At 72.8% G+C, this 14,550-nt stretch carries 13 protein-coding genes and 2 pseudogenes; 2 read left to right on the forward strand and 13 right to left on the reverse strand.

Translation table 11 applies throughout. The annotated features are described in order from the left end of the window. Window positions 1-65: 65 nt before the first annotated feature. From ACZ7N4_RS17715 to ACZ7N4_RS17725, 3 genes are all read right to left on the reverse strand, one after another. Window positions 66-536 (reverse strand): hypothetical protein, encoded by a 471-nt coding sequence (locus tag ACZ7N4_RS17715; RefSeq protein WP_471359225.1) that lies wholly within the window; start codon window positions 534-536, stop codon window positions 66-68. A gap of 118 nt (window positions 537-654) precedes the next feature. Continuing rightward, window positions 655-1,587, reverse strand: a complete 933-nt coding sequence (locus ACZ7N4_RS17720; RefSeq protein ID WP_471359226.1) for a collagen-like triple helix repeat-containing protein — start codon at window positions 1,585-1,587, stop codon at window positions 655-657. A 27-nt stretch (window positions 1,588-1,614) separates the two neighbouring features. Then, window positions 1,615-2,907 (reverse strand): cytochrome P450 family protein, encoded by a 1,293-nt coding sequence (locus ACZ7N4_RS17725; protein ID WP_471359227.1) that lies wholly within the window; start codon window positions 2,905-2,907, stop codon window positions 1,615-1,617. 456 nt (window positions 2,908-3,363) lie between these two features. Here ACZ7N4_RS17725 and rho point away from each other — a divergent pair, with 456 nt between their 5' ends. Both rho and ACZ7N4_RS17735 read left to right on the forward strand, forming a co-directional pair. Further along, a complete protein-coding gene (rho, locus tag ACZ7N4_RS17730; protein ID WP_471359228.1) occupies window positions 3,364-4,521 on the forward strand; it encodes a transcription termination factor Rho in 1,158 nt (385 codons plus the stop codon). A gap of 133 nt (window positions 4,522-4,654) precedes the next feature. Further along, window positions 4,655-5,830 (forward strand): D-alanyl-D-alanine carboxypeptidase family protein, encoded by a 1,176-nt coding sequence (locus ACZ7N4_RS17735; RefSeq protein ID WP_471359229.1) that lies wholly within the window; start codon window positions 4,655-4,657, stop codon window positions 5,828-5,830. A 97-nt stretch (window positions 5,831-5,927) separates the two neighbouring features. On the opposite strand, the pseudogene ACZ7N4_RS17740 reads toward ACZ7N4_RS17735, so the two are convergent. The 10 genes and pseudogenes from ACZ7N4_RS17740 to ACZ7N4_RS17785 form a co-directional block, all read right to left on the reverse strand. Beyond that, window positions 5,928-6,251: pseudogene (locus ACZ7N4_RS17740) on the reverse strand (MptA/MptB family glycosyltransferase); the annotation flags it as partial. A gap of 185 nt (window positions 6,252-6,436) precedes the next feature. After that, complete coding sequence (locus ACZ7N4_RS17745; protein WP_471359230.1) at window positions 6,437-7,375, reverse strand: glutaminase; 939 nt, start codon at window positions 7,373-7,375, stop codon at window positions 6,437-6,439. Window positions 7,376-7,424: 49 nt separating this feature from the next. Then, window positions 7,425-8,833, reverse strand: a pseudogene (gene aspA / locus ACZ7N4_RS17750) (aspartate ammonia-lyase). Between the two features lie 151 nt (window positions 8,834-8,984). After that, window positions 8,985-10,001 (reverse strand): asparaginase, encoded by a 1,017-nt coding sequence (locus ACZ7N4_RS17755; RefSeq protein ID WP_471359231.1) that lies wholly within the window; start codon window positions 9,999-10,001, stop codon window positions 8,985-8,987. Between the two features lie 41 nt (window positions 10,002-10,042). Beyond that, window positions 10,043-11,482 carry an amino acid permease gene (locus ACZ7N4_RS17760; protein ID WP_471359232.1) on the reverse strand — a complete coding sequence of 480 codons (1,440 nt, stop codon included), beginning with the start codon at window positions 11,480-11,482 and terminating at the stop codon, window positions 10,043-10,045. Next, a complete protein-coding gene (locus ACZ7N4_RS17765) occupies window positions 11,479-12,156 on the reverse strand; it encodes a FadR/GntR family transcriptional regulator (RefSeq protein WP_471359492.1) in 678 nt (225 codons plus the stop codon). The genes ACZ7N4_RS17760 and ACZ7N4_RS17765 overlap by 4 nt, the downstream gene beginning before the upstream one ends. A 172-nt stretch (window positions 12,157-12,328) precedes the next feature. Beyond that, entirely contained in the window at window positions 12,329-13,165 is an 837-nt protein-coding gene (locus ACZ7N4_RS17770) for an undecaprenyl-diphosphate phosphatase (RefSeq protein WP_471359233.1), read from the reverse strand. A 73-nt stretch (window positions 13,166-13,238) separates the two neighbouring features. Then, window positions 13,239-13,613 (reverse strand): fluoride efflux transporter CrcB, encoded by a 375-nt coding sequence (gene crcB, locus ACZ7N4_RS17775; protein WP_471359234.1) that lies wholly within the window; start codon window positions 13,611-13,613, stop codon window positions 13,239-13,241. Continuing rightward, entirely contained in the window at window positions 13,610-14,029 is a 420-nt protein-coding gene (locus tag ACZ7N4_RS17780) for a DUF190 domain-containing protein (protein WP_471359235.1), read from the reverse strand. Before ACZ7N4_RS17780 ends, crcB begins: the two co-directional genes overlap by 4 nt. Further along, window positions 14,026-14,487, reverse strand: coding sequence for a fluoride efflux transporter FluC (locus ACZ7N4_RS17785; protein ID WP_471359236.1), 462 nt, complete (start codon window positions 14,485-14,487; stop codon window positions 14,026-14,028). The genes ACZ7N4_RS17780 and ACZ7N4_RS17785 overlap by 4 nt, the downstream gene beginning before the upstream one ends. Window positions 14,488-14,550 lie beyond the last annotated feature (63 nt).

A 14,550-nucleotide genomic window follows, 5' to 3' on the forward strand; every position in this document is an offset into this window, starting at 1 on the left:
AGCAGTGGGGGCGGCAGGGGCGCGCAGGGGCGGCGAACCCGCCGCACCGGTCCGGGCCGCGCCCCTCAGTCGAAGGTGTCGTGGCACATCTTCACGATTCCGGGCGCGGCCACGCCGTCCGCCTGACGGCACAGCTCGCGCATCCGGTCCATGGGGGGCTGCCGGGGAGCCGGGCGGGGGCGCGGGGCCGGGCGTCGCACGGCGGCCCTGCGGTGCGGGCGGGGGTGGTGCACCGGCGGGGCGGCGGGTCCGGCGGTCCGGGGCGGCGGAGCGGGCACCGCGACGCGGCCGGGCCCGGGGTTCCGTCTCGGCGCGGCAGCCGGGCCGGGCCCGTTCTGGTGGGCGTGGCCGGTGCGGACCAGCGCCGCCTTCCCGGGCGGCTCCCTCAGCGGCCCCTGGAGGACCGAGGGGCGCACGGCCGTGTCGGGTGCGAGGGACTGCCGGGAGCGGGCGGCGTCGGGGGCGGAGCTGACGGTGGTGCAGCCGGTGAGGCCCATCAGCGCCGCCGCCAGCAGCGGGAGAAGTCGGCGAGGCACCCGCCCACTGTGCCGCACCGCCCCGGCCCACGGAGCGTGCCGCCGGGCATCACCACCCCCACGGGCGATCGGCCGGTACGGCGGGTTACGGTACCGGGCCGCCGCGGAGCCGCGCGGCTCAGGCCTGGAGCCGGCGCAGTGTGGCCTTCGCGTCGGTCTTCAGCCAGTCGGTGACGTCGGTGAGCGCGGGCGGGTCCTTGTCCTCGTCGTAGGAGGTGAGGTAGGTGCTGTAGCTCATCGTGTACGTCACCCAGCCGTCGCGGACGGCGATCGTCGCGTAACGGGAGCCGCTGGAGGAGCCGTTGGTGGTGTCCTGGCTGACCAGGTAGGCCTCGTCCCCGATGCCCTCGACCGGGTCGACGTCGTAACCCGTGTGACTCTCCCCGTAGTTCTTCCAGGTGGCGGTGAACTCCGGCCCGGGCTCGGTCTCCTTGTGCAGGTCCAGCTGGAGGGTCAGGTAGGCGTCCGCGTACGACGAGCCGGGCTTCTTCAGGCTCAGGCTGCAGTAACTCTCGTCCAGCGCACCGTCCTCGAGGGCATTGTGGGTCGGCGAGGAGTCGTTCTCGGTGTACTCGTCCTTGAAGGAGGAGTAGTCGGCGCCGGAGCACAGGTTGGAGGGCGCCGAGTAACCGCGCAGGTCCGCGTCGTCGCCCTTCCCTCCGACGAGGAAGACACCGGCCGCCCAGGCGGCGGACGCCACCACCGCACCGACGGCCGCCCACAGCACCGCCCGGCCGGCACCTCCGCCGCCGGCCGGGGGTATGGGCGGCACAGGCCCGTAGGGCGATTGCCCGTAAGGGTTCCCCGGCTGTGGCTGACCCAGTGGCCCCGGGTGCCCCGGCAGCCCTGGCTGCCCCGCCGCTCCCGGCTGTCCCGGCGCGGGGTGGCCGACCAGCGTGGGCTGGGCGTGGAAGGCGCCCGGCGGCGGGGACTGCGGGTTCGGGTACGGGTAGGCCGTAGGCTGCGGCGGCACGGTCGGCTGCGGCGCGGGCGGCTGGGGGTGCTGCGCGGGCCGGTCGGCCGGCTGCGGGGACTGCGGTGGCGTGGACATGTCGCGAAGATAGTACAGCGTTGGTGGTCAAGTCCCCCGACGTCCGGGATCGTTACGGTCTGCGGACTTCTGCTCCGGTGCGAGCCGAACCGGCAGGCTCCGTACGCTGTTGCCGACGAACCCCGCATGCGGCGCCAACTCGGTGTCGCTCACCGCGAGTTCGAGCCCGGGGAAGCGGGTGAACAGCCGCTCCAGCGCGACCGTGGCCTCCAGCCGGGCCAGGGGTGCGCCCAGGCAGTAGTGGGCGCCGTGGCCCAGGGACAGGTGACGCACCGCGCCGGGCCGGGCGGGGCGGGTGAGGTCGAAGCGGTCGGCGTCCGGTCCGTGCGCCGCCGGGTCGCGGCCGGCGGCGGAGTAACCGGCGAGCACCGGGGTGCCGGCGGGGATGGGCGTGCCGGCGAGGGTCAGGTCCCGCACGGGGTAGCGGAACGGGAAGTAGCCGACCGGCGCGTCCCAGCGCAGCGTCTCCTCCACCACGTCCGCCCAGCTCGCCTCGCCCGCGCGCACCAGGCCGAGCTGCTCCGGGTGCGCGCACAGGGCGCGTACGGCGTTGGTGATCAGGTTGAGCGTGGTCTCGTGGCCCGCGATGATCATCAGCAGCAGGGTGCCGATCAGCTCGTGCTGCCCGAGCCGGTCGCCGCCCTCGTCCCGGGCGGTGATGAGCGCGCTGGTGAGGTCGTCGCCGGGCCGGGCCGCCTTCGCCGTGGCGATATCGGCCAGGACGGCGAGGAGTTCCCGGTTGGCGGTGACGGCTTCGTCGGGCCCGGTGTCCGTGGCCACGACCTGACTGCCGAGCCGGTGCAGCCGGTCACGGAACTCGACGTCGACGCCGAGGAGTCCGCAGATCACGCCCATCGGCAGCGGGAGGGCGAAGTGCCGCCGCAGATCGGCGACGCCGTCTCCGGCGGCGGCCGCGCGCGCCAGGCCGTCGAGCAACGTGTCGGTCAACTCCTCGATGCGCGGTCGCAGTCGGACCACGCGGCGCGGGGTGAAGGCGCGGGCGGCCAGGGAGCGCAGCCGCCGGTGGTCGTCCCCGTCGGCGGTGGTCATGCCGGGAACGGTGGCGAAGGTCAGCAACGGCCAGCCCTCGGCGATCCTTCCCTCGCGCAGGGCCGCGAAGTGACGGGCGTTCTTGGCCACGTCGGGGTGTTGCAGGAACTCCTTCAGCGCCTCGTGCCCGAGGACGGCCATGCCCTCGATCCCGCCGGGCAGCTCGACCGGGGCCACGGCGCCCCGCGCCAGCAGCCGGGCGTTGACGGCGTGCGGGCAACCGCCGGCGGGGTCGAGGCGGTACGGGGTGCGGGCGGAAGAGGGGTCCACCGGATCCTCCTGACGTTTCCCTGACAGGGCACCCGATCGTCCCATCCCGCGACCGGCGGGCATCCGCCGCGGAACCGGTGGGCATCCGTCCCGCATCCCACAGGCACCCGCCCCCCGGGGGAACGGCGGGCACTCCGCTCCGGGAATAGCCCGATCGAGCGGTTTGTTGAGCCGATCACGGATGAGGCTCACCACTGAGTGGTACGGTGCCATCAGCACTTGTGCACGCCCGTCATGGGCGCCGGTGCCCGTTTCTCTCCTTCACGCTGATCCGCCCGCCGTTCTCCGGTTGTCCGGCTCCCGGCGCGTCAGCTTCCCAGCACCACCTCGGGCAGGCGTTCTCCGCCGTACCCGGGGTGCCGTTCCCGCCGCCCGGAGGCAGTCGCAGACGCCTCCCGCTCGCGGCCTCACCCCCTCTCTCAGCGCATCTCCAGCCCCGTCCGTGAAAGGACCCCCATGACCACCACACTCGAACACCCTCCCGAGGCCCCGCACGCCTCGCAGGCCCCGTCGGCCCCGCTCGTCACCGGTGTCCTCGACGTCGACGCGCACGGGAAGGGGCACCTGAGGGCCGCGAGCCTCCTCCCCGCCCCCGGCGATCGCCAGGTCGCACCGGCGCTGATCCGCCGCCACGGGCTGCGCAAGGGCGACCTGGTCGAGGGCGTCCGGGGTGCCCAGCGCGCCCTGACCGACGTCGCGCGCGTCAACGGGCGCGCCCCCGGGGAGCCGGACTCCCGGCGGCACTTCCGCGACCTCACCCCGGTCCACCCGCACCGCCGCCTCCGCCTCGAACACCCCGGCTCCGGCCTGGCCGGACGCGTCACCGACCTGCTCGCACCGGTCGGCAAGGGCCAGCGCGGCCTCCTCGTGGCCCCGCCGAAGAGCGGCAAGACCGTACTGCTCCAGCAGCTCGCCGCCGCCGTGGCCGGCAACCACCCCGAGTGCCGGCTGATGGTCCTGCTGCTGGACGAGCGGCCCGAGGAGGTCACCGAGATGCGCCGCTCGGTGCGCGGCGAGGTGTACGCGTCCACGTTCGACCGGTCGCCCAAGGAGCACATCGCCCTCGCCGACCTCGTGGTGGAGCGGGCCAAACGCCTGGTCGAGGCCGGTGAGGACGTCGTCGTCCTGCTGGACTCGCTGACCCGGCTGTGCCGGGCCCACAACAACGCCTCCGCCGCCGGCGGCCGGACCCTGAGCGGCGGTGTCGACGCCGGCGCGCTGCTCGGACCCAAGCGGTTCTTCGGTGCCGCGCGCCAGGCCGAGGAGGGTGGCTCGCTGACCATCCTCGCCACGGCCCTGGTCGACACCGGCTCCCGCGCCGACGGCTACTTCTTCGAGGAGCTGAAGGGCACCGGCAACATGGAACTGCGCCTGGACCGGGAACTCGCCGGCCGCCGGGTCTTCCCCGCCGTGGACATCGACGGCAGCGGCACCCGGCGGGAGGAACTCCTCCTGACTCCGGCCGAGTTGACGGCCGTACGCGGCCTGCGCCGTGCCCTGCGCTCCCGGGAGACCGGGCCGTCCGCCCTGGAGACCCTGAGGGAACGGCTGCGCGCCACCCCCGACAACGCCACGTTCCTACGGCAAATCCGGCCCACCCTGCCGTCCGGCTGAGCCCCGCCACGGCACGGCCGCAGGAGCGCCGCGGGACCGCCGAGGAGGCGCCGGATGCGGCATCCGGGTTGCCCATAGACCCGAACGGCCCGGCCAGCGTGGTGCACGCGGACCATTTTCGTACGTTGATCGTATGGTCACCGGATTCTCTTCTCGCGCGGCTGTGTCGGTCTGCTCCCTCTGTGTGGCGGGCCTGCTGGCGCTCACGCCGGCCGCTGCCGTCGCCGGACCCCGTGCCGGAGAGCCCCTCCCGCCGGGCCCCCGGGCGGCCGTGCCCGCGCCGTCCCTGCTCTACCGCTCCGGCGTCCAGGTCCGGCCGCACCGGGACACGCCCCAGTTGCCGGACGTATCGGCGCTCTCCTGGCTCGTCGCCGACGCGGACAGCGGCGAGGTGCTGGCCGCGAGCGACGCACACCGCGAACTGCCGCCCGCCAGCACCCTCAAGACCCTCTTCGCGCTCACCGTCCTGCCGGCGCTTCCCAGCGGGCTGCAGCACACCGTGCGGTACGAGGAACTGGAGGACATCGGCGAGGGCAGCAGCCTGGTCGGCGTCGAGGAGGGACACACCTACACGGTGGCGGACCTGTGGCGCGGGGTCTTCCTGAGCTCCGGGAACGACGCCGTGCACGTCCTCGCCCGGCTGGGCGGCGGCTGGCAGACCACGGTCCGCCGGATGCAGGACAAGGCCCGTACGCTCGGCGCCCTCGACACCCATGTGATCTCCCCGGACGGCTACGACGCCCCCGGCCAGGTGTCCTCCGCCTACGACCTGGCGGTGTTCGGACGGGCGGGCCTCGGCAACCCCGAGTTCGCCCAGTACTGCGGGACCATCGAGGCCCCCTTCCCCGGCGACGGGTCGACGTACCCCATCGAGAACACCAACCGGCTGCTGACCGGTGAGGACGGTGTGGCGCCGTACCCCGGGATCATCGGGATCAAGAACGGCTACACCAGCAACGCGGGCAACACCCTGGTGGCCGCGGCGCACCGGGACGGGCGCACCCTCGTGGTCAGCGTGCTCAACCCTCAGGCGGGCGGCGGACTGACCGTCTACGAGGAGGCCCGGGCCCTGCTCGACTGGGGTTTCGCGGCGGCCGGGCGGGTCGACCCGGTCGGCTCGCTGGACGGACTGCGCCCGCCCTCCCGTACGACGGCGTCCGCCACACCGGTGGCGGCGGCCGTGGCCCCGGCGCCGGACGAGGACTCGGACTGGTCCGGCACCGCCGTCGTCGCGGGGCTCACCGGCCTCGGCGCGGGTGCCGTGGCGCTGGCGCTGCGGGCCAAGGGGGGCCGCTCGTCCCGCGGCTGACCGATCGGCAGGCCCAGCGCGACCCAGGTGTAGAGGTTGCCGCCGAGGAACCCGGCCGGCCCGGAGGCGTCGTCGGCCCACAGCCACACCACGCTGGTGCACCCTGCGCGAGGTAGCTGTACACGTCCCGGCCGAACAGCGGCGGGGCCGCCCAGACGGCCAGCACGACGACCAGGGCGCGCGGGCCGGGCGGCTCGGGACCGCGGACCAGCCGGCCGGGGAGCACCCAGGCCGCGATCAGCAGGACGACGCCGAAGTACACCCCGACCAGGCCCAGCGCCGCCTGCGCCGAGGCCGGCGCCAGGAGGTCCCGGACGGGCAGGGCGCCGGCCGTCTCACCGCCGAGCGCGAGGAAGGCGGTACCGGCCAGGCCCAGCACCCGGCAGTGGCGGAGATCGACGGGAGATGCCTTGGCCGACACCGGGGCAGCGTGTCAACGCCGGGTGACCGGAAGGAGACACTCCCTCCACCGGCGGACGGCCCGCGCGTGAGCGGCGTGTGAGCGGCGGTGCCTGCCGGGGCCGCGGGCGAGGGCGCCGTACGCAGAACAGCGACGGACCGGTGAGCGAGCGGTGCCTGCCGGGACCGCGCGTGGCGAGGCTCCGCTCAGAACACCGACAGACCGGTGAGCGTGGTGAACCGGTCGAGGGCCGCCACACCGGCCACGGAGTTCCCGCGTTCGTCCAGGCCCGGGCTCCACACGCACAGCGTGCACCGGCCCGGTACGACGGCGATGATCCCGCCGCCGACGCCGCTCTTGCCGGGCAGGCCGACGCGGTAGGCGAAGTCGCCGGCCGCGTCGTAGGTGCCGCAGGTCAGCATGACCGCGTTGACCTGCTTGGCCTGGCTCCGGCTGAGCAGCCGGCTGCCGTCGGCGCGGATGCCGTGCCGGGCGAGGAAGCCGGTGGCGAGGGCCAGGTCGGCGCAGGAGGCGGCGATGGAGCACTGCCGGAAGTACTGGTCGAGCAGGACCGGCACCTCGTTGTCGATGTTGCCGTAGGACGCCATGAAATGGGCGAGGGCGGCGTTGCGGTCGCCGTGCGCGGTCTCGGAGGCGGCGACCTCCTTGTCGAAGTCCAGTTCCGGGTTGCCGCTCTCGGCGCGCAGGAAGGCCAGCAGCTCGCCGGCCGCGTCTCCGGTACGGGTCTGCAGGCGGTCGGTGACGACGAGGGCACCCGCGTTGATGAAGGGATTCCGCGGGATGCCGTTCTCGTACTCCAGCTGGACCAGGGAGTTGAACGGGTTGCCGGAGGGTTCCCGGCCCACGTGCTCCCAGAGTTCGTCGCCCTCCCGGGCCAGGTCCAGGGCGAGCGTGAACACCTTGGTGATCGACTGGGTGGAGAACGGCTGCCGCCAGTCCCCGACGCCGTACACCGTGCCGTCCAGCTCGGCGACGGCCATCCCGAAGCTGCGGGGGTCGCAGGCGGCGAGCGCCGGGATGTAGTCGGCGGCGCGGCCGCGCCCGGGTGTGCGGCTGGTCTCCTCGGCGATGCGCTCCAGGACCGGCAGGAAGGGCAGGGACGACGTCGTTGTCATGATCACCATTGTGCCTCCCGTCGGCCCCGGAGCGTCACCGTGCTCGCGTCGCCGCAGGTCAGGCGGTCGGCGCCCCGCTGCCGGCGACAACCTCGGGACGCAGCAGGTCGGCCAGCTTCCCGGCGGGCAGCAGACCCTTCTCCAGCACCAGTTCGGCGACGCCCCGGCCGGTGGCGAGGGCCTCCTTGGCGATGTCCGTCGCCGCCGTGTAGCCGATGTGCGGGTTGAGCGCGGTGACCAGGCCGATGGAGTTCTCCACGGTGGCCCGCAGCCGCTCGGTGTTGGCGGTGATGCCGGACACGCAGCGCTCGGCCAGCGTGCGGCAGGCGCTCTCCAGGTGCGTGATCGACTCCGACAGGGAGTGCAGGATGATCGGCTCGAAGGCGTTGAGCTGGAGCTGCCCGGCCTCGGCGGCCATGGTGATGGCGACGTCGTTGCCGATCACCTCGAAGGCGACCTGGTTGACCACCTCGGGGATGACCGGGTTGACCTTGCCCGGCATGATCGACGAACCGGCCTGCACCGGCGGCAGGTTGATCTCGCCGAGACCCGCGCGCGGGCCGGAGGACAGCAGGCGCAGGTCGTTGCAGCTCTTGGAGAGCTTGACCGCGATCCGCTTGAGGACGCCGGACATCTGGACGAAGGCGCCGCAGTCCTGGGTGGCCTCGACCAGGTTGGCGGCGGTGACCAGGTGCAGGCCGGTGAGGGCGGAGAGGTGGCGGCGGGCGGCCTCGGCGTAGCCGGCGGGGGCGTTGAGGCCGGTGCCGATGGCCGTGGCACCCAGGTTGATCTCATGGATCAGCTCGACGGCCTCGGCGAGACGGCTGCGGTCCTCCTCGATCATGACGGCGAACGCGGAGAACTCCTGGCCGAGCGTCATCGGTACCGCGTCCTGCAACTGGGTACGGCCCATCTTGAGCACGTCGCGGAACTCGACGGCCTTCCGGGCGAAGGCGTCCTGCAGTACGGCCATCGACCTGAGCAGTCCGCGTACCGCGAAGACCGTCGCGACCTTCACGGCCGTCGGGTAGACGTCGTTGGTCGACTGGCTCAGGTTGACGTCCTCGTTGGGGTGCAGACGCGTGTACTGCCCCTTGGCGTGGCCCATCAGCTCCAGCGCGCGGTTCGCCACGACCTCGTTGGCGTTCATGTTCGTGGAGGTGCCGGCACCGCCCTGGATGACGTCCACGACGAACTGGTCGTGCAGCTCGCCGGACCGGATCTCGCGGCAGGCGGCGACGATCGCGGCGGCCTTCTCCGGCGCCAGCAGCCCGAGCTCCTCGTTGGCGAGCGCGGCGGCCTCCTTACGGCGGCGAGGGCGTCGATCAGGTGCGGGTAGGCGGAGATCGGGGTGCCGGTGATGGGGAAGTTCTCCGTCGCGCGCAGGGTGTGGATGCCCCAGTACGCGTCGGCGGGGACGTCGCGGTCGCCGAGCAGGTCGTGTTCGCTGCGGGTGGCGGCGGTCATGAGGGTTCGGGTCCTCTTTCTGAGGGGTTGGGTGCGAGCGCCCGAAGAGGCGCGGGGCTTGTGGACATGCGGCTGCCGCCGCGGGGGCGCGACCGGGCCGCGGACGGCCCGCGGACCGGCGACGATCCGCGGTCCCCCCGGGAACTCGGAACTAGGCGCGGGCGGTGACCGCAACGGGGTCCAGAGCCCGCACGGGCCGCACGCACCCCACCGGTTCCCCGCCGCCGAGCAGCGGCTCCCCCGCGAACTCGGTCAGCAGGGCCGGGTCCACGCCGGCGCGCGCCAGCGCGGCCGCGGCGACGGGAACGCGGGCGCGGTTCGCCCCGTCGGCGATCTTGACCGCGACGGCCCGGCCGTCGGGCAGCGCGGCGACCTGCACACCCTCGAAGCCGTCCTTGGCGAGCAGGCCGGGCACGGCCCGCATCAGCGCGGCGACATCGCGGCCGGAGCCGGAGGCCATCTCGGCGTGCTCGCGCATCGCGTCGGCGACCCGGGCCTCGGGGGTGCCGGGCGCGGCCGTGGTGATCCGGGCGAGGGCGCGGGCGAGGCCGTGCAGGGAGATGGAGAACAGCGGGGCGCCGCAGCCGTCCACGGTGACCCGGGCGACGCTCTGGCCGGTCAGCTCCTCGACGGTCGCGGCGACGGCCTGCTGGAGCGGGTGCGCCGGGTCCAGGTAGTCCTTCAGGGACCAGCCGTTGAGGCGGGCGGTCCAGAGCATGGCCGCGTGCTTGCCGGAGCAGTTCTGGGCGAGGCGGGAGGGCGGCCGACCCTCCCGGATCCAGGCGTCCCGGACGACCGGGTCGAACGGCATGTCGGGCACGTTGCGCAGGTCGTCCTCGGTGAGCCCGGCGAGTTCGAGGATGCGCCGGGTGCCGGCGATGTGGCGCTCCTCGCCGGAGTGGCTCGCGGCGGCCAGCGAGAGCAGTTCGCCGTCGAGCGGGAGCCCGGCCCGCAGCATGGCCACGGCCTGCACGGGCTTGACCGCCGAGCGCGGGTAGAAGGCCGCCTCGATGTCGCCGAGCTGGAACTGCACCTGGCCGTCGGTGTCGAGGACGACGACGGAGCCGTAGTGGATGCCCTCGACGACCCCGGCTCGGACGAGGTGGGCGACGGGGGCGTGGAGGGGTTCGCGGACGACGGGTGCGTCGGCGGGGGAACTGCTGTACATCACTGCCTGAGATCCGGTGTCGGGGTCGGCCGGAACGCGGGTCACGCGTCGGCGCCGGTGGACGTGCGGGTTGTGCGGGCGCGGATGGCGTACCAGCCCGCGACCAGTGCTGCGACGATCAGCGGCAGACAGAGCACGGTGGTGCGTCCGGCGCCGCCGTCGGCGTACATGAGGACCAGGACGGAGGCGAGGAACGCCAGCGTCACGATCTCGGTCCAGGGGGAGCCCGGCAGGCGGTACGACGGCCGGGCCGGTCCGCCGCTGCGGGTCTTCCGCCAGAAGAGCAGGTGGCAGACCATGATCATGCCCCAGGTCGCGAGGATGCCGATCGCCGCGAAGTTGAGGACGATCTCGAACGCGTCGGCGGGGACCACGTAGTTCAGGCCCACGCCGAGGACACAGACACCGCTGGTGAGCAGGATCCCGCCGTACGGGACCTGGCTGCGGCTCATCCGGGCGGTGAACTTCGGGGCGGAGCCGCTCATCGCCATGGAGCGCAGGATGCGGCCGGTGGAGTACAGGCCGGAGTTCAGGGACGACATGGCCGCGGTCAGGACGACCAGGTTCATCACGCCGCCCGCCGCCGGGACGCCGATGTGGGACAGGACCGTCACGAAGGGGCTCTCGCCCGCCGTGTACGTGTTCCACGGGAGCAGCATCGACAGCAGGACCACGGAGCCGACGTAGAACAGGCCCACGCGCCACATGATCGAGTTGATCGCCTTCGGCATGATCTTCTCGGGGTTCTCGGTCTCGCCGGCGGCGACGCCGACCAGCTCGACGGAGGCGTAGGCGAAGACGACGCCCTGGATGATCAGCAGCATGGGCAGCAGGCCGTTGGGGAAGACGCCGCCGTTGTCGGTGATCAGGGACGGGCCGGGCTGGTGGCCGTCCACCGGGTGCTGCGTGACCAGCAGGAAGATGCCGATGCACAGGAAGACGACGAGCGCGCTGACCTTGACGATCGCGAACCAGAACTCCAGTTCGCCGAAGATCTTGACGGAGATCAGGTTGACGGTCAACACGACCGCGAGGGCGATCAATGCGATCAACCATTGCGGGATGTCGGAGAACATGCCCCAGTAGTGGGTGTAGGTGGCGACCGCGGTGATGTCGGCGACACCGGTGGTGGCCCAGTTGAGGAAGTACATCCAGCCCGCGGTGTAGGCGCCCTTCTCGCCCAGGAACTCCCGGGCGTACGACACGAAGGCGCCGGAGGAGGGGCGGTACAGGACGAGCTCGCCGAGGGCGCGGACGACCAGGAACGCGAAGACGCCGCAGACGGCGTACGCGATGAAGAGGGAGGGCCCGGCGTCGGCGAGCCGGCCGCCCGCGCCGAGGAAGAGGCCGGTGCCTATGGCGCCGCCGATGGCGATCATGTTGACGTGCCGGTGCTTCAGGCCTTTGCTGTAGCCGGCGTCTCCGGCGTCCACATGGCCGGACGAGGGGCGCGTCTCGTCTTTGAGGTGCTGCTCGCTCACGCCTCGGGTCCGCCTTCCGTCGGGGAGTCCGTCCGCTGGGGACGGACGATGTCGGTGAGGGTCGTCTCGACGCGGTCCAGGTGGTGGCTCATGGCCTCCACGGCGTCGTGTTCGCAGCCGTCGACCAGCGCCTCCACGATGGCCCGGTGCTCGCGGTTGGACTGCTCGCGGCGCCCGCCCAGCTCGTTGAGGAAGGCCGACTGACGCGCCAGTGCGTCGCGGATCTCCTCGATGACCCGGCGGAAGACCGGGTTCTGGGCGGCCTCGGCCACGGCGAGGTGGAAGAGGGTGTCCATCGCGACCCAGGCGGTGGTGTCCGTCTCCCGCTCCATGCGGTCGAGCAGGTGGGCCAGATGGTCCAGGTTCTCCGGGGTGCGGCGCAGGGCCGCGTATCCGGCTACCGGGATCTCGATGTGGCGGCGCACTTCCAGCAGGTCGCTGGCCGCGTAGTCGCCGAAGGTGGGGTCCTCGACGGTGTTCGCGACGACGAAGGTCCCCTTGCCGGTCCGGGAGACCGTGAGGCCCATCGTCTGCAGCGCGCGCAGCGCCTCACGCAGCACGGGCCGGGACACCTCCAGGGTGCGGCACAGCTCGGCCTCGGAGGGCAGCTTGTCACCGATGGCGTACCGCCCGCGCTCGATGGCGCCGCGGAGGTGGTCGAGCACCGCTTCCATGGCGCTGACGCGCCGGGGGACCAGACCACCTGTCTGGCTGTCTGACAGGTTCACGGGAGCGATCCTGCGGGTTGCGGGCCGGGACTGTCAAGACAACCCGTAAGGAAACATTCACGGGGTGCGGCGCCTGAAAACAGGCATCCGCACCCCGTGGGTGATCAGCGGCTTCGGTTCAGCTTCCGAGCGTGCCGGTGGCCAGCAGGCCGAGGAGGAGGGCACCGACGACGATCCGGTAGATCACGAAGGCGTTGAAGGAGTGCTTGGCGACGAACTTGAGCAGCCAGGCGATGGAGGCGTAGGCGACGACGAACGAGACGACGGTGCCGACGACCAGCGGTGCGGCGCCGACGCCCGCCCCGAGGGCGTCCTTCAGCTCGTACATCCCCGCGCCGGTCAGGGCGGGGATGCCGAGGAAGAAGGAGAGCCGGGTGGCGGCGACGCGGTCCAGGTCCAGGATGAGCGCGGTGGACATGGTGGCGCCGGAGCGGGAGAAGCCCGGGAAGAGCAGGGCGAGGATCTGGGAGCAGCCGACCCACATCGCGTCCTTGAAGGACGTGTCGTCCTCACCGCGCTTGTGCCGGCCCATCTGGTCGGCGGCCCACATCACGCCCGAACCGACGATCAGCGATCCGGCGACCACCCACAGCGAGGCGAGCGGACCGTCGATCAGGGGCTTCGCGGCCAGGCCCACCACGACGATCGGGATGGTGGCGGCGATCACCCACCAGGCGAACTTGTAGTCGTGGTGATAGCGCTCCTCGCGGTTGGCCAGACCGCGGAACCATGCGGTGACGATCCGCCGGATGTCCTTGAAGAAGTACACGAGCACGGCGGCGATGGCGCCCACCTGGATGACGGCGGAGAACCCGACGACGGACTTGTCGTCGACGGGGATGTCCATGAGCCCCTCGGCGATCTTGAGGTGGCCGGTGGAGGACACGGGGAGGAACTCGGTCACCCCCTCTACTACTCCGAGGACGACGGCCTGACCGACGGAGATGGCGCTCATGGGATCCAGTTCTGAGGAGTTGGTCGACAGTGTTGTAGACAGTAATTGTTGTGCCCGGCCGGGTGGCAAGCCCTCAGGCCCACAGGGCGCCGGCGAGTGAGACCCCGGTAAAGGCTGCCGCGAGCCCGGCCGACACGCTTGCCACGACGTTCAGGGCAGCGTAGAGCCCGGAGCCCGCCTCGGTCAGCCGCAGGGTCTCGTAGGAGAAGGTCGAGTACGTCGTCAGCGCCCCGCACAGCCCGGTGCCCACCAGGAGGCGCAGATGGGGCCCGGCGGCCCCGGCGGAGACGGCGCCGGTGAGCAGCCCGAGGACCAGGCAGCCGGCCACGTTCACCACGAAGGTCCCCCAGGGGAAGAGCGAGTCGTGGCGGGCCTGCACGGCACGGTCCGTGAGATAGCGCACGGGCGCGCCGACGACGGCTCCCACGACGACCAGCAGCCAGTTCACAACGACTTCTTACCTTCCCCGCCCGTTCCGTCCGAGTCCGGGGTGTTCCCCGCGCCGCGGGGTCCCCCGGTCGTCGACCCGGGTCGGGACCGGGAGAGGACGACCTCGCACTCCTCCAGGGTCACGAGGCGCTCGCCGGTGACTTCGGCCAGCTGCGGCAGGAAGGCCCGCACCCGCTCCGGGGTGTCCACGACGACCACCGCGACCGGCAGGTCCTCGCTCAGGGACAGCAGGCGGGAGGTGTGGATGCGGGAGGAGGCGCCGTATCCCTCGATGCCCCGGAAGACGCTGGCCCCGGCGAGTCCGGCGGCGTGCGCGCGGTGGACGATCTCGGAGTAGAGGGGCCGGTGGTGCCAGGTGTCGTTCTCGCCGGTGTACACGGTGAGCCGGAGGGCGGGTCCGGTCAGGGATGTCATCGCTGCCTCCCGATGAGCAGCCCGCGAGCGGCGGCGGAGGCGAGCCACACCGCCGCGAGGGCCGCCAGGAGGGTTCCGGTGAGATAGGCGAGGCCCAGGCCCGCGCGGCCGGCGTCGACCAGCCCCCGCGTGTCGACCGCGCAGGTGGAGAAGGTGGTGAAACCGCCGAGGAGCCCGGTACCGAGGAACGGCCGCAGCAGCCGGTGGGCCGCCCACACCTCGGTGACCAGCACCATGAGCACGCCCATCGCGGCGCAGCCGGAGACGTTGGTCCAGAACGTCGCCCAGGGGAAGCCGCCGGGGGGCGTCGGCCAGGCGAGCGTGAGCGCGTGGCGGGCCACCGCGCCGAGCGCGCCGCCGGCCGCCACGACCGCGATGACGGGCGCCTGCGTACGCCACTCGGGCCGTCGCGCCGGCGCGGGGCGGACGCCGCGGGTATCCGTCTCCGGGGCTGTCATCTGGTACGTCTCCTCCGCGGCCCCTGCCCCGACGGGCGATCAAGGCCGGGACCAGGGTACCGC

The sequence above is a fragment of the Streptomyces sp. NPDC107654 genome (assembly GCF_055639035.1).

What these genes read in the sequence shown, in the direction of transcription:
- ACZ7N4_RS17745 (WP_471359230.1), bottom strand. Translation starts at nt 7,375, where the DNA reads ATGGTGATCATGACAACGACGTCGTCCCTGCCCTTCCTGCCGGTCCTG.
- ACZ7N4_RS17770 (WP_471359233.1), bottom strand. Translation starts at nt 13,165, where the DNA reads ATGAGCGCCATCTCCGTCGGTCAGGCCGTCGTCCTCGGAGTAGTAGAG.
- ACZ7N4_RS17755 (WP_471359231.1), bottom strand. Translation starts at nt 10,001, where the DNA reads ATGTACAGCAGTTCCCCCGCCGACGCACCCGTCGTCCGCGAACCCCTC.
- ACZ7N4_RS17735 (WP_471359229.1), top strand. Translation starts at nt 4,655, where the DNA reads ATGGTCACCGGATTCTCTTCTCGCGCGGCTGTGTCGGTCTGCTCCCTC.
- ACZ7N4_RS17780 (WP_471359235.1), bottom strand. Translation starts at nt 14,029, where the DNA reads ATGACATCCCTGACCGGACCCGCCCTCCGGCTCACCGTGTACACCGGC.
- ACZ7N4_RS17720 (WP_471359226.1), bottom strand. Translation starts at nt 1,587, where the DNA reads ATGTCCACGCCACCGCAGTCCCCGCAGCCGGCCGACCGGCCCGCGCAG.
- rho (WP_471359228.1), top strand. Translation starts at nt 3,364, where the DNA reads ATGACCACCACACTCGAACACCCTCCCGAGGCCCCGCACGCCTCGCAG.
- ACZ7N4_RS17765 (WP_471359492.1), bottom strand. Translation starts at nt 12,156, where the DNA reads ATGGAAGCGGTGCTCGACCACCTCCGCGGCGCCATCGAGCGCGGGCGG.
- ACZ7N4_RS17785 (WP_471359236.1), bottom strand. Translation starts at nt 14,487, where the DNA reads ATGACAGCCCCGGAGACGGATACCCGCGGCGTCCGCCCCGCGCCGGCG.